At 67.9% G+C, this 21,354-nt stretch carries 24 protein-coding genes and 1 pseudogene; 3 read left to right on the plus strand and 22 right to left on the minus strand.

All coding sequences use genetic code 11. The annotated features are described in order from the left end of the window. The first annotated feature begins 103 nt into the window (after positions 1-103). Entirely contained in the window at positions 104-337 is a 234-nt protein-coding gene (locus H4N64_RS16215; RefSeq protein ID WP_186283014.1) for a helix-turn-helix domain-containing protein, read from the plus strand. A 111-nt stretch (positions 338-448) separates the two neighbouring features. Here the strand turns inward: H4N64_RS16215 and H4N64_RS16220 are convergent, their stop codons facing one another. After that, positions 449-622 carry a hypothetical protein gene (locus tag H4N64_RS16220; RefSeq protein WP_186283015.1) on the minus strand — a complete coding sequence of 58 codons (174 nt, stop codon included), beginning with the start codon at positions 620-622 and terminating at the stop codon, positions 449-451. 202 nt (positions 623-824) lie between these two features. Then, entirely contained in the window at positions 825-1,091 is a 267-nt protein-coding gene (locus H4N64_RS16225) for a hypothetical protein (RefSeq protein WP_186283016.1), read from the minus strand. Between the two features lie 36 nt (positions 1,092-1,127). On the opposite strand from H4N64_RS16225, the gene H4N64_RS16230 reads away from it, so the two are divergent. Together H4N64_RS16230 and H4N64_RS16235 are read left to right on the plus strand one after the other, a co-directional pair. Further along, positions 1,128-1,607, plus strand: a complete 480-nt coding sequence (locus H4N64_RS16230) for a hypothetical protein (RefSeq protein WP_186283017.1) — start codon at positions 1,128-1,130, stop codon at positions 1,605-1,607. Positions 1,608-1,633: 26 nt separating this feature from the next. Then, on the plus strand, positions 1,634-2,965 hold the full coding sequence (locus H4N64_RS16235; RefSeq protein ID WP_186283018.1) for a hypothetical protein: 1,332 nt from the start codon (positions 1,634-1,636) through the stop codon (positions 2,963-2,965). 493 nt (positions 2,966-3,458) lie between these two features. On the opposite strand, the gene H4N64_RS16240 is transcribed toward H4N64_RS16235, so the two are convergent. From H4N64_RS16240 to H4N64_RS16335, 20 genes and pseudogenes are all read right to left on the minus strand, one after another. Continuing rightward, positions 3,459-3,677 (minus strand): hypothetical protein, encoded by a 219-nt coding sequence (locus tag H4N64_RS16240; RefSeq protein ID WP_186283019.1) that lies wholly within the window; start codon positions 3,675-3,677, stop codon positions 3,459-3,461. Beyond that, positions 3,674-3,958 (minus strand): hypothetical protein, encoded by a 285-nt coding sequence (locus tag H4N64_RS16245; RefSeq protein ID WP_186283020.1) that lies wholly within the window; start codon positions 3,956-3,958, stop codon positions 3,674-3,676. Before H4N64_RS16245 ends, H4N64_RS16240 begins: the two co-directional genes overlap by 4 nt. After that, on the minus strand, positions 3,955-4,269 hold the full coding sequence (locus H4N64_RS16250; RefSeq protein ID WP_186283021.1) for a hypothetical protein: 315 nt from the start codon (positions 4,267-4,269) through the stop codon (positions 3,955-3,957). Before H4N64_RS16250 ends, H4N64_RS16245 begins: the two co-directional genes overlap by 4 nt. Then, entirely contained in the window at positions 4,266-4,493 is a 228-nt protein-coding gene (locus tag H4N64_RS16255; protein ID WP_186283022.1) for a hypothetical protein, read from the minus strand. The genes H4N64_RS16250 and H4N64_RS16255 overlap by 4 nt, the downstream gene beginning before the upstream one ends. 376 nt (positions 4,494-4,869) lie before the next feature. Then, positions 4,870-5,454, minus strand: a pseudogene (locus H4N64_RS16260) (N-acetylmuramoyl-L-alanine amidase); the annotation flags it as partial. Positions 5,455-5,465: 11 nt separating this feature from the next. Next, positions 5,466-5,957: a hypothetical protein gene (locus H4N64_RS16265; protein WP_186283023.1), complete on the minus strand. Its 492-nt coding sequence runs from the start codon at positions 5,955-5,957 to the stop codon at positions 5,466-5,468. A 9-nt stretch (positions 5,958-5,966) separates the two neighbouring features. Then, complete coding sequence (locus tag H4N64_RS16270) at positions 5,967-9,848, minus strand: hypothetical protein (protein WP_186283024.1); 3,882 nt, start codon at positions 9,846-9,848, stop codon at positions 5,967-5,969. Beyond that, entirely contained in the window at positions 9,848-13,579 is a 3,732-nt protein-coding gene (locus H4N64_RS16275) for a phage tail family protein (RefSeq protein WP_186283025.1), read from the minus strand. Before H4N64_RS16275 ends, H4N64_RS16270 begins: the two co-directional genes overlap by 1 nt. A gap of 145 nt (positions 13,580-13,724) precedes the next feature. After that, complete coding sequence (locus tag H4N64_RS16280; RefSeq protein ID WP_186283026.1) at positions 13,725-14,126, minus strand: hypothetical protein; 402 nt, start codon at positions 14,124-14,126, stop codon at positions 13,725-13,727. Between the two features lie 34 nt (positions 14,127-14,160). After that, positions 14,161-14,568 (minus strand): hypothetical protein, encoded by a 408-nt coding sequence (locus H4N64_RS16285; RefSeq protein ID WP_260859751.1) that lies wholly within the window; start codon positions 14,566-14,568, stop codon positions 14,161-14,163. Between the two features lie 39 nt (positions 14,569-14,607). Next, positions 14,608-15,042, minus strand: coding sequence for a hypothetical protein (locus H4N64_RS16290; protein WP_186283027.1), 435 nt, complete (start codon positions 15,040-15,042; stop codon positions 14,608-14,610). Then, positions 15,042-15,794 carry a hypothetical protein gene (locus H4N64_RS16295; RefSeq protein WP_186283028.1) on the minus strand — a complete coding sequence of 251 codons (753 nt, stop codon included), beginning with the start codon at positions 15,792-15,794 and terminating at the stop codon, positions 15,042-15,044. The genes H4N64_RS16290 and H4N64_RS16295 overlap by 1 nt, the downstream gene beginning before the upstream one ends. Then, the gene (locus H4N64_RS16300) at positions 15,795-16,256 is read right to left on the minus strand and encodes a hypothetical protein (protein ID WP_186283029.1); all 462 of its coding nucleotides are present in this window, start codon (positions 16,254-16,256) and stop codon (positions 15,795-15,797) included. Positions 16,257-16,262: 6 nt separating this feature from the next. Further along, a complete protein-coding gene (locus H4N64_RS16305; protein ID WP_186283030.1) occupies positions 16,263-16,637 on the minus strand; it encodes a hypothetical protein in 375 nt (124 codons plus the stop codon). Between the two features lie 2 nt (positions 16,638-16,639). Next, positions 16,640-17,695, minus strand: coding sequence for a hypothetical protein (locus H4N64_RS16310; protein ID WP_186283031.1), 1,056 nt, complete (start codon positions 17,693-17,695; stop codon positions 16,640-16,642). Between the two features lie 38 nt (positions 17,696-17,733). Further along, complete coding sequence (locus H4N64_RS16315; protein WP_186283032.1) at positions 17,734-18,216, minus strand: hypothetical protein; 483 nt, start codon at positions 18,214-18,216, stop codon at positions 17,734-17,736. A gap of 3 nt (positions 18,217-18,219) precedes the next feature. Further along, positions 18,220-18,501, minus strand: a complete 282-nt coding sequence (locus H4N64_RS16320) for a hypothetical protein (protein ID WP_186283033.1) — start codon at positions 18,499-18,501, stop codon at positions 18,220-18,222. Between the two features lie 447 nt (positions 18,502-18,948). Further along, positions 18,949-19,413, minus strand: a complete 465-nt coding sequence (locus H4N64_RS16325) for a hypothetical protein (protein WP_186283034.1) — start codon at positions 19,411-19,413, stop codon at positions 18,949-18,951. 13 nt (positions 19,414-19,426) lie between these two features. Continuing rightward, positions 19,427-19,942, minus strand: coding sequence for a hypothetical protein (locus H4N64_RS16330; RefSeq protein ID WP_186283035.1), 516 nt, complete (start codon positions 19,940-19,942; stop codon positions 19,427-19,429). 27 nt (positions 19,943-19,969) lie between these two features. Then, positions 19,970-21,352, minus strand: a complete 1,383-nt coding sequence (locus tag H4N64_RS16335; protein WP_186283036.1) for a phage major capsid protein — start codon at positions 21,350-21,352, stop codon at positions 19,970-19,972. Positions 21,353-21,354: the final 2 nt, after the last annotated feature.

A 21,354-nucleotide genomic window follows, 5' to 3' on the forward strand; every position in this document is an offset into this window, starting at 1 on the left:
GTTCTGCCCGATGGTACCTGCATATATCTACCGGGTTCCCAAGATCTCAAGAAGTACCCCTACGGGTACAGACTTCCCACCAAGATCGTTCCAGCTTTGTCGGGTGCCACTCGACCCCCTGCCCGACTGGGTACCCGCCCGCCGCCGGGAGATCGGGGTCCGTATCCGCGCCGCCCGCCGAAACGCCGGCCTCACCCAAGAGCAGCTCGCCGAGCATGTCGGCCGGGACCGCAAGACGATTGTCCGCTGGGAGAACGGTTACAGCGTCGCGGACCTGGACGATCTGCTGTTGCTTGCGTACGTTCTCGGGGTTCCGCTCGCCGACCTCGTGAGGTAGGCCCGCCGCCAGCGCCAGGGGGGACACCGGCGGCGGGCCCGCGGCCGCGAGCGCGGGGGCGTGTGCGGCCGCACCCTGGCGCCGGGGGTCATCGGGCCGGCGCCAGGGGGTTCAGCGGTATATGCGGCGGTGGGTCTGGTCTTCGGGTGCGGTCTGGGTGGGCGGCTGCTTGCACAGCCGACGGTGCACGTGGAGAACCATCCCGCCGGCGGACGGAGAGAACTTGTCGACCGGGTCGTAGGGCTCGTTGGGGCGGATGGGCTTGTCGCAGCGTGCGCAAATCATTGGGCCTCCTTGCACGCGCTGGTCCAGGCCTGCCGCAGAATTGCGGCAGTGGGGCAGTCCGCGGGGGTCCCAACCGTGCGCCCCAAGAGATCGAGCTGGGGTTTGCAATCCGGGCATTTCGCGCAGTGGTTCATGAGGTTGCGGTATGCACTGCCTGCCCTGCCGGTGACAGCCTGCGCCAGGCGCTGCACTCTGCTGCCGCTCATGCTGGGGTTGCCCTCTGGGCGTCGGCTGGGCCAACAGCGAGGAGCCGCGCGATGCGGTCGGCGCACTCCTGCTCTGCGCCCTGCACTCCGATCTCGTAGTCGAATCCGGTGACGTACTGGTCTGCGACGGCGACAATCTCTTCGGTAAGGCGACTGTTGAGCGGGTTTGTGACGTGCATCCGCATCTCGGCCTCGTTCACGACCACCTGGAGTCCGCGCTCCTCCAGGTGGCCAGCCAGGTTTTGCAGATCGTTGGTGTCCACACGCAGACGATCCCAACGGCTGGCAGGGCAGGGGATATGACAACCTATGACACGGAGTGGATCTTGACTCGGACCGTGACAATCACGGGTACGCGGAGCACGGGCCATAAGAGCCTCAGCCAGTACGCGGACACCTTCGCCGCCTACCTGGGCCCGTTCGCCCCCGGCGCACACTTCTACATTGGCGGCGCGAAGGGCATCGACTCACTCGCCCTGCTCTGGCTGGCCGGGAACACCGACGCGGACCTCACCATCGTCGTACCGGGCACCGTGGACCAACAGCCCGCCGAAGCCCGGCAGGCCATCGCCCGGGTCCGGGACCACATCAAGGAGATCGTGGAGCTCGGGGCCGACGACTTGAACTCGGCCGCCTACCACGCCCGGAATCGATGGATGGTCGACCGCACCACGATGACGATCGGCTTCCCACTCGCGGGGCAACTTCGCTCGGGAACATGGCAGACCCTTAACTACACACGCGATAGGGGGAAGCCGCATCTGATCGTGCCCGTGTAGCTGTCGGTTGCTGCACCATAAGCCGTATGGAGGACAGGGCCGCGGGGGCGGCCGCACTCAAGGCGCTGCGGAAGCGGCGCGGCTTATCCCTGGCCGATACCGCTCGCGCGCTCATCGCACTCGCCGACGAGCTGCACCAGCCGCCGCTCCCCGCCGTGGCCAGCGTCCAGCGGTCCGTGGCCCGGTGGGAGGCCACGCGGCCGACCATGCCGGATGAGAGGTACCAGCTCCTCCTGGCCCACCTCTACGCCCGTACCCCCGCCGGTGGCATCGCCCTCGGCTCCGGCAGCGACTTCGCCGAGTACCTCAATACCCTTGGCCTGCTCGGCGAGAGCGAGCGGCGCACCGCGGAACTTCGGAGCGTCATCCTGCGGACCGCCACCGACACAGGCGGCGGGATGCTCGCACTCCTTGCACCCGGCGTCCACGCCAGCCTGGCTGAGGCCCTTGCGGATCCGTCGCGTGCGGGCCAGGACACGATCACCGGCCTTGCGACTGTGGTGGTGGACGTCAACGCGGAGGTCGGCAGCCTGCCCATGGTCCGGCTCCAGCTGCTCCTCGCGCCGGCGGTCGAGGCGTCCAGGAGGCTCCTCGCCGGGCCAGTGCCGGAGCCGCTCGCCCTGCAGCTGCGGAAGGTCGCTGTCGCGGCGTCCACGCTGGCCGGGCGGCTGGCCTTCGAAACGCGCGACGATGCCGCGTCGCGCGCCCTGTACGCGGAGGCCACCCAAGAAGCTGGCCAGCTGCCGGAGTCGTGGCGGCAGGCCAGCGTCCACATGAGCCACGCACTCACGACCCTCTACTCGCAAGGGGTCGAGGACGCGCGGCTGCTCGTCGACCAGGCTGTCCGAACCGCTCGCACCGGGGAGAGCTCCCTTGTTCGAGCGCGCGCACACGCATTGCAGGCCGAGCTGGCGGCTCGGGCCGGACAGGAGCGGCAGGCGCAGGCCGCACTCGGGCTCGCTTGGTACGACATGGAGTCAGACCACGCCGACGATCCGGCGCCTACCACGTTCTCGCCTGGGCACCTGCGGGGGTTCGAGGGTGTGTGCGAGCTGTACGTCGGCGACGCCGACCAGGCCCACGATCGCTTCGCTCGATCGGCGGCCACCCTGTCCGCGCCGCGAGAGCAGGTGCAGCGAGCGATCGTCACGACGGATCAGGCGCTGGCCCGGATCCGGTTGGGTGAGCCGCGTGCCGCAGCGGACCTGCTGCATGAATGCGTGGGGGCGGCCTCCAGTACGGGCGGCCGGGTGCCGGCGCTGCGGTTGCGGCAGGCTCGGCAGGAGCTGCGGCCGTGGCGACGTGAGGACTGGGTGGCCGATCTCGACGATCACCTGATGGACGTGCTCGGGGCGTGACGGGCCATCCGCTGCTGCTGGTTCCGCTGTGTCAGCGGGCGCCCGTAGGCTTGAGCTATGTCCCCCCACTCTCAGGCCGTGGGCCTACCGCGCGCTGCTGCGGTTGTGAACGAGGACATCCGCGCGCTGTGGCCGCATCCGGCAGTGCAGCTCTCGCGGGAACAGCGGGCGCGGCTGGAGCGGCTGTATGAGGAGTGGGCGGCGGCGGTGCGGGCCGAAGTCGTCGAAGCGCTGACTGTGGCTCGCCGCCCGATCGCTGCTAGCACTCACGGAGGCCGGTTAACCCCACACGAGGAGATCTCCCCGATCCCATCGCCGGGCGACGAGCTGAGTGCGCGGAGTCTGTGACCCTTGGCCTTGCGGCTCAGGCGTCGCGCGCCGCCTTCGGTCGTCCCCGTTCCCGGCGACTTCCTACACGGGCCCCGAGAGACCTTGGCCGCGTCCGGCTCCGGCGTTCGTGTCATGCCGTACCGCCACTGTAGCGCCTGCGGGGTCAGCCGAGGATGTGGCCCGGCAGCCACACCCCCAGACCAACCAGCAGCCCACACACCGCCACAAACAGCCCGCGATGCTGCCTCGCCCACGGCCGAATGAACTCCGACAGAGTGTCACCCTGCCGCTTCGACCACAGCGCATAGGCCTCCAGCCCGAGCCCCACCACCACAGCCCCGCCCGTCACGCTCAGCAGACCAGCCCACAGAACATCGGTCACCGACCCACCGCCTGCCACACACCCAGCCCGATCGCCGTCACCGACGCCAACGCCGCCACCGACTGCAACGGCCACTGACGGCCCTTCACACCGTCGAGCTCCGCCCTCACCTGGTCCAGTTCCTCCCGAAGATCACGCACGTCCTGCTCTGTACGATCCGAACGGGCAACCAGCACAGCGCACGACGTCTTGATGTCCCCGATGTCCCGGCCGAAGCGGTCGAAGGAGCCCCGCAGGTTCGCGAGCTCGACCGCAACAGCCGAGGACTCCGGCGGCGTCACGAACGCCCTCTCGCAGTGACCAGGGAGTCCTGCGCGACACCCGCGATACCGGTCGGCTTCCACAGCCCAAAGTGGGAGAGCACACCCGTACCGAAGCTGACCAGGGCGAGCACCGCGGCCGTGCCCGCGTCGTAACCCGGGCCCGGGTTCGCGAACTCAACAAGGAACCCGTTCCCCGTGGACAGCGCGAGCAGCAGCACGGCCTTCACCCCGGCGTGCGTGACCCGCGTCGTCACCAGGCCGACGAGGACGGGCAGGGCGACGGAGATGATGAGGCCGAGCCAGTAGGCGGCATCGAGGTTGACGGTCATGATCTGTTCTCCTTGGGGGTGTCGAGGGCTGCGCGGACGAAGCAGTCCTTCGCCTCCAGCAGCTTGCGGAGCCCGGCGGTCAGCTCGGGCCCGTCGGGCAGGGCATCGGTCATCTGCTGAGCGAGGTCGCCGCAGGGCTTGCTGACGGCCTGGAGGTGCTCGGGCAGGTGCGCGTACTCGAAGTAGCGCAGCAGGTGTGTGGTACCGGGATGCCGGTCGGCCATGGTCAGTTCTCCTTCTGCGCGGGTGCGCAGGTTACGAGGCCAGCCGGGCGGCCAGCTTGGTAGCGACCTTCTCGGCAATCAGGTCCGCGAGCGCCGGGTGCGCGGCCAGCGCTGACGCGAGCGCCGCGACCTGCGCGTCCGAAATGGAAGGCGCTCCGAGCCCGATCACCTTCGCCTCAGTCCTGCGGGCCACGATCTCGATGTTCCGCACCGACGTCTCCAGCGAGATATGCGTGTTCTCGCTGCCCTTCACCGGGTTGTCGATGATCCCGTCCGTGGTCAGGACCGCAACCGGCACCAGCCGCTTGATCGCACCCTCGAACCACGCCTTGTCGTCAGCGCTCAGCGCCATCTCTTCCTCCTGCTGGTTGCCGTCCAACCGCGCGGCCACCCGGCCACGCATCGTCTGCATGCTGAAACCCCGCGGATCGACCTTCCCCGGCTGCCACTCCAGGTGCCCGATCACACTGCCCGCGCCCCAGCCGTGGAACCGGCAGATCGCCGCCGACACCCGCTCAATCGCCAACAGTTGCGCGTCAGTCCACGGATCCACGCCGTCGCCGAGGTTCTCGCACTCGAAGCCGTAGAAGTGCCGGTTCCCGTCGGTACTGGCCTCGTTGTCGGCGGGCAGGGCGGTCTCGTTGATGACCGCGGTGAGCACGTCGCCGTCCCCGGCTCCGGCGTGGTTGGCGCGGCCGTAACCGACGAGGTGCACGCGGCCGTCTTTCGTGATGACGCCGTGGCACAGCGGGCCGGGCAGCGAGGCGTAGCCGGTCCGGCAGATCTCCACCGTGCGGGCCGACCCGGACGTGACGGTGTGGTGGATCATCACCCCGTGGACGGGCCCCCACGGGCCCATGTGGTTGCGGTTGTGGGTCTCCCAGTCGCCGACCTCAACAACCGTGCAGCCCTCGGCACGCAGCGCGGCGGCGAACTGCGCGGCAGTCATCGGTGTAGCCATGATGTGCCCCCTTAGGCGGCTTGGTAGGAGAGGGTTGCGCGGATCGAGTTGGTGGAAGCCCACGTCCAGGGAGCAGAGGCGTCAGCGATGCCCTGCTGGCCAGCTGTCAGAGCCACAGCGTCAGGCGTGCCCGTCGAAATCTCGAACATGAAGACGCTGGTGCTGTTCAGGCGGCAGCGGGCGTACACGCGTTTGGCGTTCGACTGCTGAAGCGCAGCCTCTCCCACGTCGGTGAGCGTGGCGGAGGCGGTCACGGGCAAGCTGAACGTCCAGTTGTCGGTGCTGCCGAACGTGGTGGTCGACCCGAAGACCACCTCGAAGCGGGCAACAACGAGGTCGCCGGTCTGGCAGTACGAGCAGTCGATCGTCGCGTCCCCGTAGGTCGGAATGTTCGAGCCGGTCGTTGTTGACCATGTCGGTGTCCACGACGACCAGCGGGCCTGCATCGCATCAAGGCGGGCGGCGGTGATCCGGTTCCCGGCGCGCCAGGGGGCAACGGCCATGTGAGCCTCCTAGAGGGCCGCGTAGGCGGGGTAGGCGAGGGCGACAGTGGCCCCCGCGGCATGGGTTTTGGTGACGCCGTTCACCGATCGGGTGACGGTGTACGTTTGCGGGTTGGTGACCTCGAAGTTCTGGAAGCGGAACTCCGCGTTGGCGTTGGTGTTGCCGGTGTCGCGGAAGCAGCGCACGCCGATGCCCTCAGCGGCGGTGAGTGCGGTGTCGGTGGCTTCCATCTGCCAGGCGCCGGGTTCCAGGTCGCCCACCCGCCAGAACTTGCCCTTCACCGCGCTGCCGATCGTCTGCAACCGCACCCGGTAGAAGGTGCCCGCAGCGTGCGTGTACGGGGCGGTGTAGGAGGCGAGGGTGGTGTCGACCGACGACACCCGCTTCTGCAAGATCATGGTGATGGTGCCGGACGTGTTGAACGCGATCCGCACCGTGTAAAAGTTGCTGTTCCCGGTGCAGCGGGACACCGGCCCGGCCACCAGCGCCGCCCCCGTCGCCGTCGCCCCGGTCGCGATATCGACAACGAAGTCCGAGTCCGCGGACGGCGCGGTGATCCGGGCGATGTGCGCGGACCCCGCTGAGGGATTGGTCTGCGTCCCGTAGGTGCCCGTGATGTCGTAGTCGGCCGCCGTCCCCGTCAGCAGCCATGTGTGCCCAGAGTCCGAGGTGCCCCACGAGTCCGTCACCGACCGGGTGAACGTGTCGTACAGCGACGACGCCTTCGCGCGGGTCACACGCACCGCCCACGCGTACCAGGTGTTCCCCGCGGCGGGAGTGCCGGTCTGCTGGACGATGACCTGTGCCTGCGACGCAGTGGACGGCGCTGTGAACGTCTCGTCAAGGAGTGTCCACTCGCCCGCAGGGGCTGTGGTGACCGTGCCAGACGACGTCGATATCAGAGTCCCGCCGGAGTCACGCCAGTTGACCTGCACCTGGAAGCCGTTCCAGGTGGTCGGGGACCACACCCAGGCGACAGCCTGATGCGGGCCGCCCGGATTGACGGTGCCAGCCCCTGTGTTTGTGGCCTGGATCCGGCAGTTCGCACCGCCGGCGGGTGTCACGAACGCGGATCCCAGCGCCCTGGGGTGTGGGTGGATGACAGCGGTGGAGTGGGCGATCGAGCAGCTCACTGCGGTCCACCCGGTCACGCTGGTGTCGTAGAACGGGTTCGTGTTCAACAGGGAGTGTGGGGCGGTGACGGTCATGACCTCGCCGCCCACACGCCAGTCGAAGGGGGTGTCGGAGGCGTCGTCGGTCCAGGTGGGTCCGCTGGTGGTGAGGACGTCGACGTCGGTTTCGGTGGCGGTGAGGGCTTCGGCCAGGGTGGTGCCTTCGGTGTCTGCCCAGGACAAGTCGCGTTCGGCTGTGGCGGAGTCGTCGTCCCCCGCCCAGGCCACGTTGAACGGGCCGGCCGGCGTGCAGTTGTAGGTGATGTTCCACGCGCGCTGGTCGAGGGTCTCGCTGTAGCCCTGTACCAGCAGGTCGAGTGTGTCGGGGGGAAGCCACACGGGCGGGTTGGTGATCTGGATACGGGAGCCGACGTCGACGGCGGCCGCGTTCTCGATGCTGGCGGGGGCTCCGGCGAGGTTGACGGCGACTTGCGGGAAGCGGGTCTCGTCCCAGGTGCCGAGGTGGAGGCGCCATGCGGCGTGCTGGGCGGGCTGGGTGTCGTCGAGGAGGTTCGTCGTGTACGAGGTGTCGTACAGGCCGATCCCGTTCGGGGGCGCGGCCGTCGACAGGGTGCCAGAGGTGAGGACGGCGCGGGCGGAGGCGCCGCCTTCGCGCTGCTCGGTGACGTCGTTCGTCACGGACTGGTCGTCGTCGACCGGATCCAGGGGGGCGACGAGCCCGTCATCCCCCGTGTAGTTGAGCGACAGGGTGACGGGCTGGGAGTACATGCTGGCCCGGGTCACATAGCGGATGCCGAGCACGTTGCGGAGTTCGGCGAGGATGCCCTTGTCGACGGCTTCCGCGCTGCGCATCAGGTCGACGGCCGTGGAGCGGGCCTGCACGCCCATCTGCTCATCCCCCGAGCCGGTGGCGTAGGCGTGGATGCCTTCCTCCGTGCCCAGCCGTGTGACGCGTGAGGGGGCTTCTTCGGCGTTCCAGCCGACTCCGGGCGCGGCGAAACCGTTGAATGCGGTGCTGGTGTTGCCGACGACGACGTGCCCGATCGCCGTCGAGTTCATCGCGCCGTCCTCACCGAAACGAATCTCCGAGAGACGCACGACGGAGGTGGCGTTCACCGTGTTGGTGATCGTGAACGAGTCCAGGACGTTGTCCGGGACCGCGGTGGCCTTCGACCCGGCAACATCGGTCACCGACACCACGTATTCGACGAATACCGGCGGGCCCCAGCGGATCGCGATCAACTTCTCCCGCCCGTTGATCGAGGTTCCGCTGAAACCGGACGAGTGGATCTGCGTGCCGTCGCTGTCGTAGGCGCGCATGTCGAGGAGACCCGCTGTGTTGACGTACAGCGACCAGGTTGCCGCCTGCCCTGTCGTCGACACCGACACCAGCCGCTGCGTCGACACCACCCCGGCAGTAGGGACCTTGGCGAAGAAGAACAACTGGTTGTAGGAGTTCGAGCCGTCGGTTCCGTAGGTGGGCACCGACACCCGCATCGACCCGGTACCCACGGTCGGGATGGCATCGGAGCCCACCCAGTCCGAGTAGGCGGCCGGTGTCACCGACCCGGTCAGTTTGACCGCTGGGTGCCCGTCGATCGCCGACCCGAACTCGGTGGCTTCGGCGCCGTCCTCCAGCGGCCAGTAGGCGACGACCGCGGTGCGCAGCGGGCTGGTTGCCTCCCGGTATATGGGCGACTTGAGGGGGACGGCGCCGAGGCCGAGGCGGCGGAGGATGCCCGCGGCTTCGACCTGGGTGACGACGTCGAATCCGCCGGTGTCCCAGCGGGGCGTCCAACTGCTGATTTCGCCGACGAAGCGGGTTTTCCGGTTGGTGATGGCCGCGGTTCCCGCAACCGTCCACGTGCGGCCGGCGGCATCGGCGAACGAGGTCGTGCCGGATGCCTGCGCGGTGAAGTTCGGGTTCGCCACCGCAGTCCCGGCAATCCCGGAACGCACCTCCACAGCGTGGACGAGACCGATCGCCTCGCTGTAGGAGACATCCGGGATGCTCCCGACCCGCAGCGCGGCCGTGCCGGAGTGGATGCTGGTGGTGCCGGAGCCGGTGACCGCGTCGCCGAGCTGCGTCCATGTCCCGGATATGGAGTCGGAGGTGTAGAAGGTCACCGTGTGCCCCGAGGCGCCGTTGTCGACGTCCAGGGTGGCGCGCACTGCGAGACGGCCCGATGTGGTGAGCGGCAGATCGGCGGTCGAGGAGGCGCTGGTCAGGGCGGTGCCGTTCGTTGACCACGTCAAATGAAGTTTGGACAGGCGCACGTACAGGTTCCACGACACCTGCCCGCTCGCTGCTTTGCCCATGAGTTCGGTGTGGTCGTAGTCCGTGCCCGACCCGGTGGGGTAGTCGGCGAGACACCAGTTCGCGAGGGTGGCGTCGAAGCGGACGTCGAGGTCTCCGGTGATGTCGAGGGCGGCCGCGTCGGGGGTGGAGGCGTAGTCGCCTTCGGCGCCCGGCAGGTCGAGCGCCACCGACCCGGTTTCCACGCTCACGCGGACGGGGGTGTTGCGGCCGATCTGCCCGTAGTAGGTGCCTTCGGGGTTGCGGGGCGAGTATTTGCCGTTCGTGTTCGACAGGGCGAAGTTGCAGCGGCCGAAGTCGACTTGCTGCCCCCAGTCCGACCGGCCGCGCGTAATCCGAATCTTGTCCTGGTAGCGGACATCCGCTGATACGTCCGTCCACGTCGACCCGTCCAGCGACAGGTGCACCTTGATCGGAAGGTTCGTCTCCGGGAACGCCATCAGTCCAGCCCCCCGAACGTCGCCCGCAGTCCGCCCCGGGTCGAAACCACCTTCCGCAACGGGTCGATGATCACCTCGCCGAGCTGGGTGTCACCGATCTGCAACTGAATCACCGCAGGCGGCCCCGACATTGCCCGCCCGGCCGTGCCCGCCGGCAGCGTCGTCCGCGGCATGCTGCCCGGGCGGGGCATGTTCAGCATCGACTCCCACGCCGGGCGCACCGACCGGTTCTTGACGATACCGAGCGCGAAGCCTTCTGCGGTCTGGTCGCCGACCCGCATCATCACCTGCGACGGGGATTTGATGCCGAGGGCCTTCTTGATGGCCTTCTCCATACTCTTGGCGATCTTCAGCATCTGGTCTTCGATCTTGTCCTGCTTCTTCTTCAACCCCTCGACCAGCCCCTCCGCCGCCTTGATCCCCGCCCCGTAGAGGGCGTTGGCGGCGGCTTCGCCTGCATCGTCGGCGGACTGGCGGATCGACTGGTTGAGCTTGTTCAGCTCGGTGATCTGCCCGGCATCCGCGCCGAGCAGGGCCTGCGCGGTCTCCAGGCCGCCGCCCTGGATGCCTGCTTCGGCGATCTGCTCGATGATCCGCCCGGAGACGCCCTTCTTCTTCAATGCCTTGAGGGCGTCCTCGAAGGCCTGCGCCTGGGAGGCGTCGCCGCGGGCCTGGGAGAGGAGGGTGTTGATGGTGACCTGGCCCTCTTCCGCCGTGGCGGCACGCGTGATGTTGGCGCCGGAGATGATGCCGGACTTCACGCTGCTGTCGAGGGCGGCGGCCGAGTCTCGCAGCTTGTCGAGCTTGTCCCGCGCCTTGTCGAGGCTCTTGTTGACGTCTTCGAGTTTGCGCTGGTACTTCCACAGCGGGTTGCCCGAGCCGTCCGCTCCGATGGCGCGGAGGGCCTGCTGCTCTGCGCGGCCGTGACTGGCCTGTTTGATGAGGCTGGCCATCTGGTTCATGACCCGCACCAGGTCGCCGACGCTGTCTGCGCCCATCACGCCGCCGATGAACTCGTTGTTCTTGAACCCGGCGTTCTGGGAGAAGTACGACAGGGAGGTGAAGTTCTCCAGCTCGCGGCGTGCGCGGCGTTCGTTGTCGGTGAGACCGCCCTTGGCGAAGCCGGGTATGCGCAGCCGGTTGTCGTTGATGGCTTCCAGCAGCGGCAGGTACTTCTTGGTCGAGGCGGCGTTCACCACGAACTCGGTGTCCGACACAGCGCCCACCGCGCCGGACGCGAACATGGCGAGGATGCTGTCCGACGTACCCGTGCCGGGGCCGGAGAGGAGCCCGTTCGGGGCGAACTGCACGACCTTGCTGCCGTCCGCGTAGCGGGGCACACGGCCGCCAGCAGCGAGCATGCTGTGTACCGACTTGCCGCCCGAGACGCTCCCCGCAGTGGAGTAGGTCGTCTTGACGTTGTGGTACGTCCACGTCGTGGCCGTCTTGCCGTTGAGGTTGGACAGCGCCTTCAACACCGCGCCGATCGCGCCGAGGGACTGCCCGTTCTTCGTGAAGACCTCGGTGCGGCCGTCCTTGAGCTGCCGAGTCTTCAACCCGACCGCTTCCAGCGCCTTGATCGCTGCCCCATTCAGGGTGTCGACCTTCACGCTCTTCGCGCCCGGCGTCGCTTCGATCGCCGCCTGAACGTCCTTCAGACCGGTGATGGCCTCCTCGCGCTCCAGCCTGACGAGCGTCTCGATGTCCCCAGGCACACCAAGCAGCGTGTTCACGTACTCGGTGGCCTTGGCCTTGTTCCCGTCGAACGCATCCACGGCGAGCCGCATCATCGTCTCGCGCAGCTCGTTCGACTTCTGCGTCATGCTGCCGAGAGACTCGCCCGCCGCAAGCCCAGCTGCGATGAATTCGTCCTGCGCCGCAGCCGCCTTCGACATCGCCTCACCGTTGCGGCGGCCCGCATCAGTGTCGAGGTCGAGGGTCGCGCCGTGCTCGCGGAAGCTGGCGGTGAGGCTGTCGAGGGATTCCTCGAAACCGATCTGCGCGTCATACGCCGACCGGTTCACATCGTTCAACGCGAGAATCGACGCGCGCAGCCCGTCCGCCGCACCCTTCTGCGCCTCCAACTTCGCGCTGGTGTCCTGCGCCGCAGTGGCGAAGACGCCCATCGACTGCGCGGCAAGCTCCTGCTCGAACTTCAAGTCCTCAAGAGCCGACTTGTAGCCGTCGAGCCCGCTGCGGAACTTGTCCGCCTGCTCCGGGCTCATGCCCTTCAGCATCTCGCCGAGCGCAGCCTTGGCAAGATCAGCCTTACCGCCCTTGACCAGGTCCGTCAGTGACTGGTCGATGGCGTCCATGGACTTGGTGAACTCTTCGGTCGCATCCCCCGCGTCGAGGATGCCGTTCGAGACGTCCGCACCCCAGTTGTTGATGGACTCCGTGACACTGGGGTCGATGACCTTGTCGATCTGGTCCCGGAGCTTCCCGAAGTCCTCACCGAACGCCTTGGCCGCCTCCCCCGTCACCTTCCCGGAAGAGCCCAGCTTCCCAAGCGACGTGGTCAGCCGGTCGACGTTCGGCGGGGCCTTCTCCCCGATGTCCGACAGCTTCGACACGGCATACACCAGCGCGCCGATACCGGCCACGACAATCGATGCTTTCGCCGCCTTGCCCAGCGTCCCGAACGCCGCCGCCAACCCAGCCATACCGCCGCCCGCAGCAGCCGACGCCGCGCGCAGCGCAGTAATCTGCGCCCCCAGCGCGGCAATCCCGGTAGACACCGCAGCCGCCCCAGCACCGGCCAGTGTGACGAGCTTCAGCCCCACCGCAAGCTGCATCACCGTCGCCACCAACTCCGGCGGGAGCGCGGCCACCAGCTTCAAACCCGCGTTGACCAGGGTGAGCATGCCCGGCCCGGCTGCGGCAGAGGCCTCCATGAGCGTCATCACCGCGTCGCCGACGTTCCGCAAGGTCTCCTGCAAGGCGGGCCCGTTGGCCTCGGCGAACGTCATGAACGACTGAATCGGGCCCGACGCCTCACCCTCCGACAGCGCCCGTGTGAAGTGAATGATCCCGTCGACCGCATCCTTCAGGGACTCGTTCGCGAACGTACTGAACTTCTCCGCCAGCGCATCGAAGCCAGGCGAAGCCACCGCACCCCCGGCGATCGTGACCAGCCGGTTCAACTGGTCCGCCGCCCCCGTCGCCATCGGCGTCAGCTTCGGAATCAACTCGCCGAGCACCGTGAACGACTTTTCGACCGGCTTCATCGTGAACCCGGAAATCTCATCCGACCACGCCTGAAAACCCGACTTGAGCGTCGACAGGCCGACCGCAGCCCGCTGCGTGGCATACGGCATCGCCTCGAACGTCGCCGCCACCTGCCGCTGCGCCTCAGCCGCCTGCTTCGACCCCTGCCCGTACCGGGCGACCGCCTGGTTGTACTTGTCCTGCGCGCCCGCCGCCTCCGACAGCGCCGACACCTGGCCGGCCACCGCCGCACCGAACGCGGCCACCGCCACCCCGGCAGCCCCCGCCTTCGCCGCGACCGGCGTGAGGGCCGCAGCGAGTGGTACGGCGGCGGTGGCGAGGGGGATGAGGGAGCCTCGCAGGCCGCCGATGGAGGCGGTGACCCGGTTCATGGCGCCTGACATGGCGGCGCCTTCGGAGATGAAGCGGCCGCGCATGTCGCGGAGGCGTCCGTCGACGTCGCGGAAGGCGCGGATGGCGTCGCCGCTGTCGGCGCGGATGACGATGGTTACGTCGTCTGCCACTCGTTTTCACCTCCTTCGGGTTCGTCGGGTGTGCCGAGGTTTTCGATGGCGAGCAGCCTGAGTAGGCGTGTGTCCTCTTGGAGGAGGGTGGTGAGGGTGTAGCCGGGGAACTGCCGGAGCAGGCCGAGGAGGTAGCGGGCTTCGGCTAGCTCGCCGGGTTCTCGGATCCGTTGACGGGGGTCATCGGGATGGGGGGCGCCGGGGAAGTCTCGCCAGAGGGCGAGTTGTCGGGCAAAGGGTCGTTCTTGCGGACCCCCTGGAGGTGTTGGATCCAGGCGTTGTTGAGGCGTCGGATCATCCGGCTGTCGCGGTTGGGGGCGTCGGTGACGGGGACGGGCTGGTCGTGTTCGTCTTCGAGGTTCCAGGCGATGAGGGCGTCGTAGAAGCGCTTCATGGTGGCGGCGGTGTCGTCGCCGTCGCCGCCGTCGAGGCCTGCGGCTTGGAGCCAGTCGGCGATGCTCATGCCGCGCATGCGGACTTCGAGGCCGTGGTATTCGTCGCCTGGCTCGAAGGTGAGGACGATGGTGCTGGGCTCGCGGAATCCCACGGCTGCACCTCCAATCAGTGTCTGAGTTGGGGTGTTACGACCAGGTGGGTACGGTTCCGTCCGCAAGCTGGAACGGAACACTCCACGTGAACTCGCCGGTCTGCGCCCTGTTCAGCGCGTAATCCGTCAGCAACACCTCGTTGTTGAGGGTCTGGCCGGAGATCACGATGCTCATAGTCCGGTTCACGCTGGTCGACGAGACCGTCTTGAACACGCTGTGGGCGAGGTTCGTGCCGTCGTCGAAGCCGCCCGCACAGGTGCCGGAGAAGTCGGCGAGGAGCAGGGTCCGCGCGTTCGCGGACTGCGTCAGCGCGGTGGTGTCCCACACGCCGCGCGGCATCGTCCAGTCCAGGTTGAAGGTCGAGGAACGGATATCCCGTGCTGTGCCTGCGCTGTCGTCCACACTGAACGTGGTCCACCCGAGGCCCGACTCGATCGCCATGACTACTTTCCTCTCTAATGACTGGGCATGCCGCCCTGATCAGCCCTTGTTCCGCTCGTCGAGCAGCAGACCCATGTGCTGCTGCACGTGCTCCACCCAGTCCTCCGGCCGCTGATGCACCCGCACCTTGCCCACCACGCCCCGCCAGTCCCCGCCGCGCACCACGTACTTCTCCGGCATCGTCTGGTGATCCTGGAAACAGCGCTGGTACGGCTCGAACCGAAACACCGTCAAGCCCACCGCGTTCCGCTGCTCACGGAAGGTGCGCCGCGACTGGGTGCGAATCCACGCCGCCTGGTCCCGGCCAAGCTGCGTCGACTCATCGATGAGGGACTCCCAGCCGTGCCGCCACTGCTTGCAGCCCACCCGCTCACACACCGTCTTCACGGCCCGGTCCGGGCGGGACTTCACACTGAACGTCTGATACGCCTCGACCGGCATCCGCGGGTCGTTGGGGCGGAAAGGCTGGCCCATCAGAACAGCACCTCCACATCCGGCCGGTTCACGGCGACCACGAACTGCACGTTCGAGAAAGTCCCGGTCGTCGCCACCCGCAGATACCGCTCCACCGTCTGCGAACGGCCCGTCTGAATCCGCTCCACCGTCGGCCCGGCAGTCACCGCCGTGAACGCCCCGCCAGTCACGTCCGCCCACGCATCCCCGGCCCCGTTGTCCGACGACTCCTGCAACTTGATCGTCACCGTGGTGCCGGTAAACGCCAGCACCTGCAAATAGGCCTGCAATCCGAACGCCGTGCTGCCGGTCCCCAGATCCAGCGAGGCGCCGTTCGTCGCCACGGTGTCCGTGCGCACCCCCGCCGTCAGCAGGTCACACCACTCCAGGCCGTAGCCGTTCGCCTGCGCGTTCACCGCGATCGTCAGCGAGCCGTCCTGCGGGCGCGTCGGGTCGTAGTTGATCTGCTTACCGACCATGCACGCCGCCGGATCACCGATCGTGCTGCCGGTCAGCCACATCAACTGCCGGTCCGCCGTCGGCAGCGCAGACAGCCGACTGTGCGCGGCACCGACCGCATCGTTGAAGAAGGACATCCACGAGATCCGCCCATCCCGCAGCAGCCCGGTACGCCGGAACGCGGACTTGTTGATGGGGGTGGTGTCCTGTGTGCCGGCCAGGCCGCCGCCGATGTCGTCGGCGGATCCGGTGTCGCCGGAAAGGTCGTAGCCGCCGTAGTAGAAGGACTGCCCGAGGCCGTTGCTGATCGACATCTACGCCACCTGTCCCCACACGTTGTTGATGATCAGCGGGATCGTGAGGGTTGCCACCCTGTAGGTCGTGCCGCCGGTGAAGCTCGTGTAGCCGAACACCGCGCTCAGTGAAGTTCCGTGGGCACCCAACAGGTCGACGTTTCGGACGGTCCCGCCGAAGTCGAAGTCGCCGGTGTACGCGGTCAGCAGAGCGTCGGCTGCGCCCGTCAGGTCGACGTCCACGCCGCCTTGCGGTTCTGTGTCCGCCGGCAGGAACAGGCGGCCCATCAGTTCTAGGCGCGCGGTGGTGGACGCCAGCCCCGACCCAGCCGGTACCGGTCCGATGCGGCTCACCCAGAACGCGGCCGACAGGCCGTTGCCGGGCGCTGAGACGGGCTCGTGGTCGAGGACTTGGCCGAAGAGGCCAGTCGCCATGGCGTGCGAGACGGCCACGTCACGGTAGGTCGTAAGGTTCAGTGCCACGGCCGCTCACATCCTTCCTGTGTACCGGCGCAGGAGGCGTTCGCCGATGCCCTGCTTGCGCCGGTTGAGCTTGTCGCGGGTGACGGTCCAGTGGTCGTAGCCCTTGAACTTGGTGACCGGGTAGTTCCGAGAGCCAATCCCGGCCAGCCACGGCCCGTACACCACACGACTGTCGGTGATCTTGTTGCCGTCGACGACCTTGCAACGCGACTCGTAGTAGCCCGTCGGGTTGCGGAACACGCGGTGCATCTCCCCGCGCAGGATGTCCAGGCCTTCCTCGGCGAGACGGCGTTCGAGGTGGTCGACGTAGGCGTTGAGGGCCCGCTGGGCACGCCCGTCGAACATGGGGCCGCGGCCGGTGGTGGAGACGTCGAGGCGCATGGCTACACCGCCCTCGATCGGGCCTTGCGGCCGTGGCTGGTGTACACGCGCTCACGGAGGTCTTTCAGGCCGCGCCCGGACGCCTCACGCTCGCTCTCACCCGAGCCAGCAGTGCGCGCGTATCCGGAGCGGCCTTGCAGGAGGTCGGTGAGGGCCTCAGCCATGCACAGCTGCCGGACCGGTCCGGGCGCGTCCCACCGGTACACGCTGGCAGCCGTCAGGTGGGTGGCGGCGGTGGTGCCGAGCGCGCCCCGCTCCACGGTGAGGGTGCGCGGCGCGTAGATGATGGCGCCGGCCGTGTGTGCGGCGATCGTGGAGCCGTCCCACGCGCGCTTCACGGTGAGGTTGTTGCCTGCGATGTCCTCAATGAGCATGCGTTCGGAGTCGATGAGGATCGTCTCGCCGGCCGCGAACGCTGTGCCGGACTGGACGCCGATGGTGACGACGTTGTTGACGTTGGTGATGCTGCTGCCCAGCGTCTGGCCGGTGTCCAGGTTCGAGCGGGCGGTGACGATGACGCGTTCGGAGTCGATGCGGAGCAGGCTGCCGACGCCGACGGCTGCGGAGGTGGCGGCGTCGACGTCGATGCCGGTCTCGGATGCGTCGAGGGCTTCGGCCGCGGTGCCGACGAGGGTTTCGTCGTTGCGGTAGCCGAACAGGCCGGTGATGGTGATGTCGCGCTGGTGGGTCGAGCCGCCGCCGAAGCTGGCGTTCGACGACAGGTCGATTTCGATGTGGCTGTATGGGGGTCCGTACTGATTCGGTTCGAGGAAGTAGTCCGCTGCCACGATCGTTGTGCCGCCCGAGCTGAGGGTGGTGACGGAGATGATCTCGCTCTTGTCGAGCCACAGCCGCCACGACGTGCCCGACTGGGAGTTGGGCCAGTTCCAGGAGCGGGTCGCCAGCGTCGGGTAGAAGACGCGGTGGCACAGGCCGTGTACGGCATCGGTCGCGTCGGCAAGCGCCCTGTCGATGCGGGCGTTGCTGCGCGCGGTCTCCTTGACGTCGAGCTCGGCCTTGATTTCCTCGCGGGTGGCGTAGAACGGCGTTGTTGTCATCTGTTGTCACCTCCTCTCAGGTCTCGTCGTCGGGCAGGTCAGGCGGGTTCGGCGAGCAGCCACACGACCGTTGACGTGTCGGTGCCGCTGGAAGAGTTGATGGTGAACGACGTCCCAGCGCTGACCGTGTAGGACAGGTGGCCGACGGTTCCGCCCGTCGTCGACCGCGTCAGGACGATCCGCGTGGACGCGGTCACGCTGGTGTTGGACACCGTCACCGTGCCGCCCACGAGCGTGGCCGTGCCCATGCGGGCGTTGGAGCCCTCCTTGATCCGCAGCCCCTTACCGGCCACATCGCAGATCAGATTTCCCTCGCTGAGGAAGTCGTTGATCGTGTGCAAGCGGGCGCTGCCATCGCGGAACAGCGCCGTGTCGGGCGCGCCCACGCCGCCGGACCATTCGAGGCGCCCGTTCGCATTGACGACCATCTGCGGGTCGGTGTCACCGGCCACCTTCGTGGTGAACACGTCCGTCGTGGACGCCGCCCCCACCAGCGCAACAGCCTTCGAGTAGAGGGGCATGGGTCACCACTCCGTCGTCCGGGCCGAGCCGTTGGCGGCAGCCCAGATGCCGTCGACGACGCCGCCGTACACCGGTTGCGGGAACTCGTAGTAGTCCCCGCTGGCCAGTTGCACGGTGTAGCTGGTCGTGCTGGCGGTGGCGCCGAATTTCAGGTAGAGCACCGCGGTGGAGTCGTTGAAGACGGTGCGGCCCTTGACGCTGCCCTTCGCCGCGAACACCGTCACCGAACTCGCGGACGAGGCAACGTTGGCGAGGGTGGCGGACTGAGGGCTGAGGACTGTCACCGGTCAGCCCCCAGTCCGCCGTCAACAGCGGAGTCGGTCGCCGACGTACCGTCCCCCCGGTCGCCATCCGTCGAACGGACAGAAGAGCTCCCCGTCCGGGCCCGTGTCGAGCGGCTCCCCGTCGTTCGGGCAGGCTTCCGGGTCGCGGGTACGCTCGGTTCGGACTCCATCTGCGGCTTCTCGGAGGATGTCTCGGAGCTGCTCCCAGCTGATGGCTGCTCACTCCCTTCCGGCTCTCCGTGGTAGACCGCGGCGCCGACCGGCAGATCAACCAGTTCGGGCCCGTGCTCGCCCTGAAGCTCGAAGCGGTTGGTCGGCCCACCGTGGCGGGTGATCTTCGGCATGTCCTCTCCCTGCTCCACGTGCTCCGTCGCCCCGCAGTGCGGGCAGCACGGAGCGCCCACCGAGTAGGTGGTGGTGCACTCCATGCAGACCCAGGCCGCCATGTCAGGCCGCCGTCACAGACGCGCCGTCGTCGAGCGGCACGTAGAACAGCGACCACTTGATTGCGCCCGTGGCGTCCGCCGCAGACACATGCAGGTCGAGCGTCCCCGCCTTGAGGACGAACGGCTCCTGCGGGATCGGGGCAACCGACTCCAGCACGGCGAGCGCGCCGCCGACCGTGGAGACGCCGTACAGGTTGCCGACCGCGTCGCCCGTGATGGCAACGGCGGTGGTGACGTCCGAGTCTGCGCCGGTCGTCGGGTTGGCGACCAGCTTCGCCGACGGAGTCGTGCCGCCGATCACGGTGGTGACCTCACCGACGATGCCCGTGACGATCACGCGACCGCCGGAGACGGTGAACAGTGCAGACAGCGCGTTCTGGGGAACCGTCTTGGCGGGCTGATCGACCTTGCGGCCGAGGTTCAGCGTCCGCAGCTGGGTGCCCTGTACGAAATTCGAGTTCGGCATGTCAGGCCCCTTCTCAGCTCAGCGGGGCGGCGAGGTTGGCGGGCGTCCGCTGCGAGTTCAGGTCACGCAGCAGGTACAGCACGCAGCCGAGCTGCGCGTTCGTACCCGTGTCGGCAACGTCGACGCTGATGTAGGAGTAGCCGTCGGACAGTTGGCGGCCGTCGACCTCGAACACGACGATCTGCTGCGCCTCGGCGCTGGTGCCGTCGCCGCCCGGGTCGGCGATCGTCGCCGCGGCGGCCTGGGTCTCGCGGGTCCACGTCTCATCGCCGTCGAGGGTGGCCTCGGTCTTGATCCAGTACTCATCGATGATGGCGAGGTTCTGGGACGTGCCGCCGGTGGAGGCGGTGTGCTCCTTGAGCGTGAGCGTGGGATCGTCCCCAGCCGTGCCGGCCGCCTTGAACAGCACGACGGTGACGCCGCCACAGTCGCGCAGCGAGACTCGCTTGCCGGTCTGGGCGGTCTGCATGTCGACGGGCACGAAGCCTGTGCTGATGTCGAAGAGGCGCCCGAGCGCATCCTGTGCCATGAGGGTTGTCCTTCCTGTTCGGTGCGCTTAGCGGGCGGCCAGTTCGACGAACGGGGACAGCGTCTGGTCGCCGTTCTTGGGGGTGATGGCGCTCTTGATCCAGGGGCGGCCGTCGACGCGCTGGATGATCCTGTACGCGGTCTGGTCGTTGCCGAACTTCCAGTCCGTGGAGGAAGCCGCGGTCATGGACTGGCGGTCACCGATCAGGTAGTACGTCAGGTCGACGAAGCTGATGTCGCCGCGGTCGCCGAGCGCGGATGCCTTCTCGGTGACGATGATCGGCCGCCCGAACAGGGTCATCGTCGGGGCTGCGCTCGCGTTGACGACCATGACCGGGGCGCCGCCGGTGCCGACGCTGATGGTCATCGTCAGCAGCTGGGTGAGGACCCGCGGGGAGACGAGCCACACCGCGCGACCCAGCGAACTGGGGAACATCCTGCTGTACATGTTCACGACGTTCTCGTACAACACCGTGTCCACGGCCTGACCCGACTCGGCATCCACAGGGATCGCGGCCGGGTTGCGGGAGCCGAGGAACCCGAGCGGTTCGCCGGCGCCGTCGCCGGTCATGAACGCGTGGTCCTCTTCGAAGGCCAGGGTCATCGGCCACAGGCGCTCGATGAGAGCGCTGAAGCTGATCGCGGAGTCCTGGATCAGCTCGTTGGGAACGACGGACAGGCCCGTGAGCTTCTTCGCGTCGAGGACGACGCGGCCGAACTTCGGGTTGGCGTCGGTGAGCGCCGCGGACTCCTCACCCCAGTAGGCGATCATCCCGCCGAACACCGAGCTGGCGTTGGAGGTGACGTCGATGGTAGGGAACGGCACCCGAGCCGTCTCCATCGGGACCACGGTCGCCAGGGGGCGGACCTTGGCCATCTCCAGGGAGATCTCCAGCAGGTTGCTGCGGAGAGTCTCCGGCACCAGGAACCCGCCGTCCGACGGGGAGACGGAGGATGCGGCGTTGCGGACGTCGAGGAGCTTGGCCTGCGCCTCAGGGGAGGCGTTCAGGTGCCAGATCGTGCGCAGGTAGTCGACGGCGTTCTCGAACTTGCCGTCTAGGACCACGCCCGGGGCGTTCTTGTTGTAGGCGGCGCCCTGTCCGTAAGAGGCGAGCATCTGCTGCTTGCCGCCGCGCTTGGCCTGCGGGTCGAGGTTGAGGCGCTGGATCCGCTCGCGGCCCTCGTTGTCGATGTCCTTCTCGCGGAGAATATTCGCGAGCTGACGCTCGGTCTCCTCCTTGACGAGCCGGTTGAGTTCGGTGCCGTCGCCCTGAACGCGGTTGGCGTAGGCGTCCATGTGCTCGGCGAGGGTGTCCGGCGTCGCGAGGATCTCCTTGCGTGCCGCCGGGTCGTGGAGCTGCTCGCGGAGTTCCTCGCTGTTGCGCGGGACGGGGATCGTAGGGGTTGCCACGT

The sequence above is a fragment of the Streptomyces cupreus genome (genome assembly GCF_014257025.1).
In the GTDB taxonomy this organism is placed as follows: Bacteria; Actinomycetota; Actinomycetes; order Streptomycetales; family Streptomycetaceae; genus Streptomyces; species Streptomyces cupreus.

Bases quoted from the DNA above. Each gene is read 5' to 3' on its own strand.
- H4N64_RS16330 (WP_186283035.1), bottom strand. From the start codon at position 19,942: ATGGCACAGGATGCGCTCGGGCGCCTCTTCGACATCAGCACAGGCTTC.
- H4N64_RS16325 (WP_186283034.1), bottom strand. From the start codon at position 19,413: ATGCCGAACTCGAATTTCGTACAGGGCACCCAGCTGCGGACGCTGAAC.
- H4N64_RS16220 (WP_186283015.1), bottom strand. From the start codon at position 622: ATGATTTGCGCACGCTGCGACAAGCCCATCCGCCCCAACGAGCCCTAC.
- H4N64_RS16250 (WP_186283021.1), bottom strand. From the start codon at position 4,269: ATGACCGTCAACCTCGATGCCGCCTACTGGCTCGGCCTCATCATCTCC.
- H4N64_RS16235 (WP_186283018.1), top strand. From the start codon at position 1,634: ATGGAGGACAGGGCCGCGGGGGCGGCCGCACTCAAGGCGCTGCGGAAG.
- H4N64_RS16255 (WP_186283022.1), bottom strand. From the start codon at position 4,493: ATGGCCGACCGGCATCCCGGTACCACACACCTGCTGCGCTACTTCGAG.
- H4N64_RS16290 (WP_186283027.1), bottom strand. From the start codon at position 15,042: ATGGGCCAGCCTTTCCGCCCCAACGACCCGCGGATGCCGGTCGAGGCG.
- H4N64_RS16315 (WP_186283032.1), bottom strand. From the start codon at position 18,216: ATGCCCCTCTACTCGAAGGCTGTTGCGCTGGTGGGGGCGGCGTCCACG.
- H4N64_RS16295 (WP_186283028.1), bottom strand. From the start codon at position 15,794: ATGTCGATCAGCAACGGCCTCGGGCAGTCCTTCTACTACGGCGGCTAC.
- H4N64_RS16270 (WP_186283024.1), bottom strand. From the start codon at position 9,848: ATGGCGTTCCCGGAGACGAACCTTCCGATCAAGGTGCACCTGTCGCTG.
- H4N64_RS16310 (WP_186283031.1), bottom strand. From the start codon at position 17,695: ATGACAACAACGCCGTTCTACGCCACCCGCGAGGAAATCAAGGCCGAG.
- H4N64_RS16305 (WP_186283030.1), bottom strand. From the start codon at position 16,637: ATGCGCCTCGACGTCTCCACCACCGGCCGCGGCCCCATGTTCGACGGG.
- H4N64_RS16230 (WP_186283017.1), top strand. From the start codon at position 1,128: ATGACAACCTATGACACGGAGTGGATCTTGACTCGGACCGTGACAATC.
- H4N64_RS16265 (WP_186283023.1), bottom strand. From the start codon at position 5,957: ATGGCCGTTGCCCCCTGGCGCGCCGGGAACCGGATCACCGCCGCCCGC.
- H4N64_RS16285 (WP_260859751.1), bottom strand. From the start codon at position 14,568: ATGGCGATCGAGTCGGGCCTCGGGTGGACCACGTTCAGTGTGGACGAC.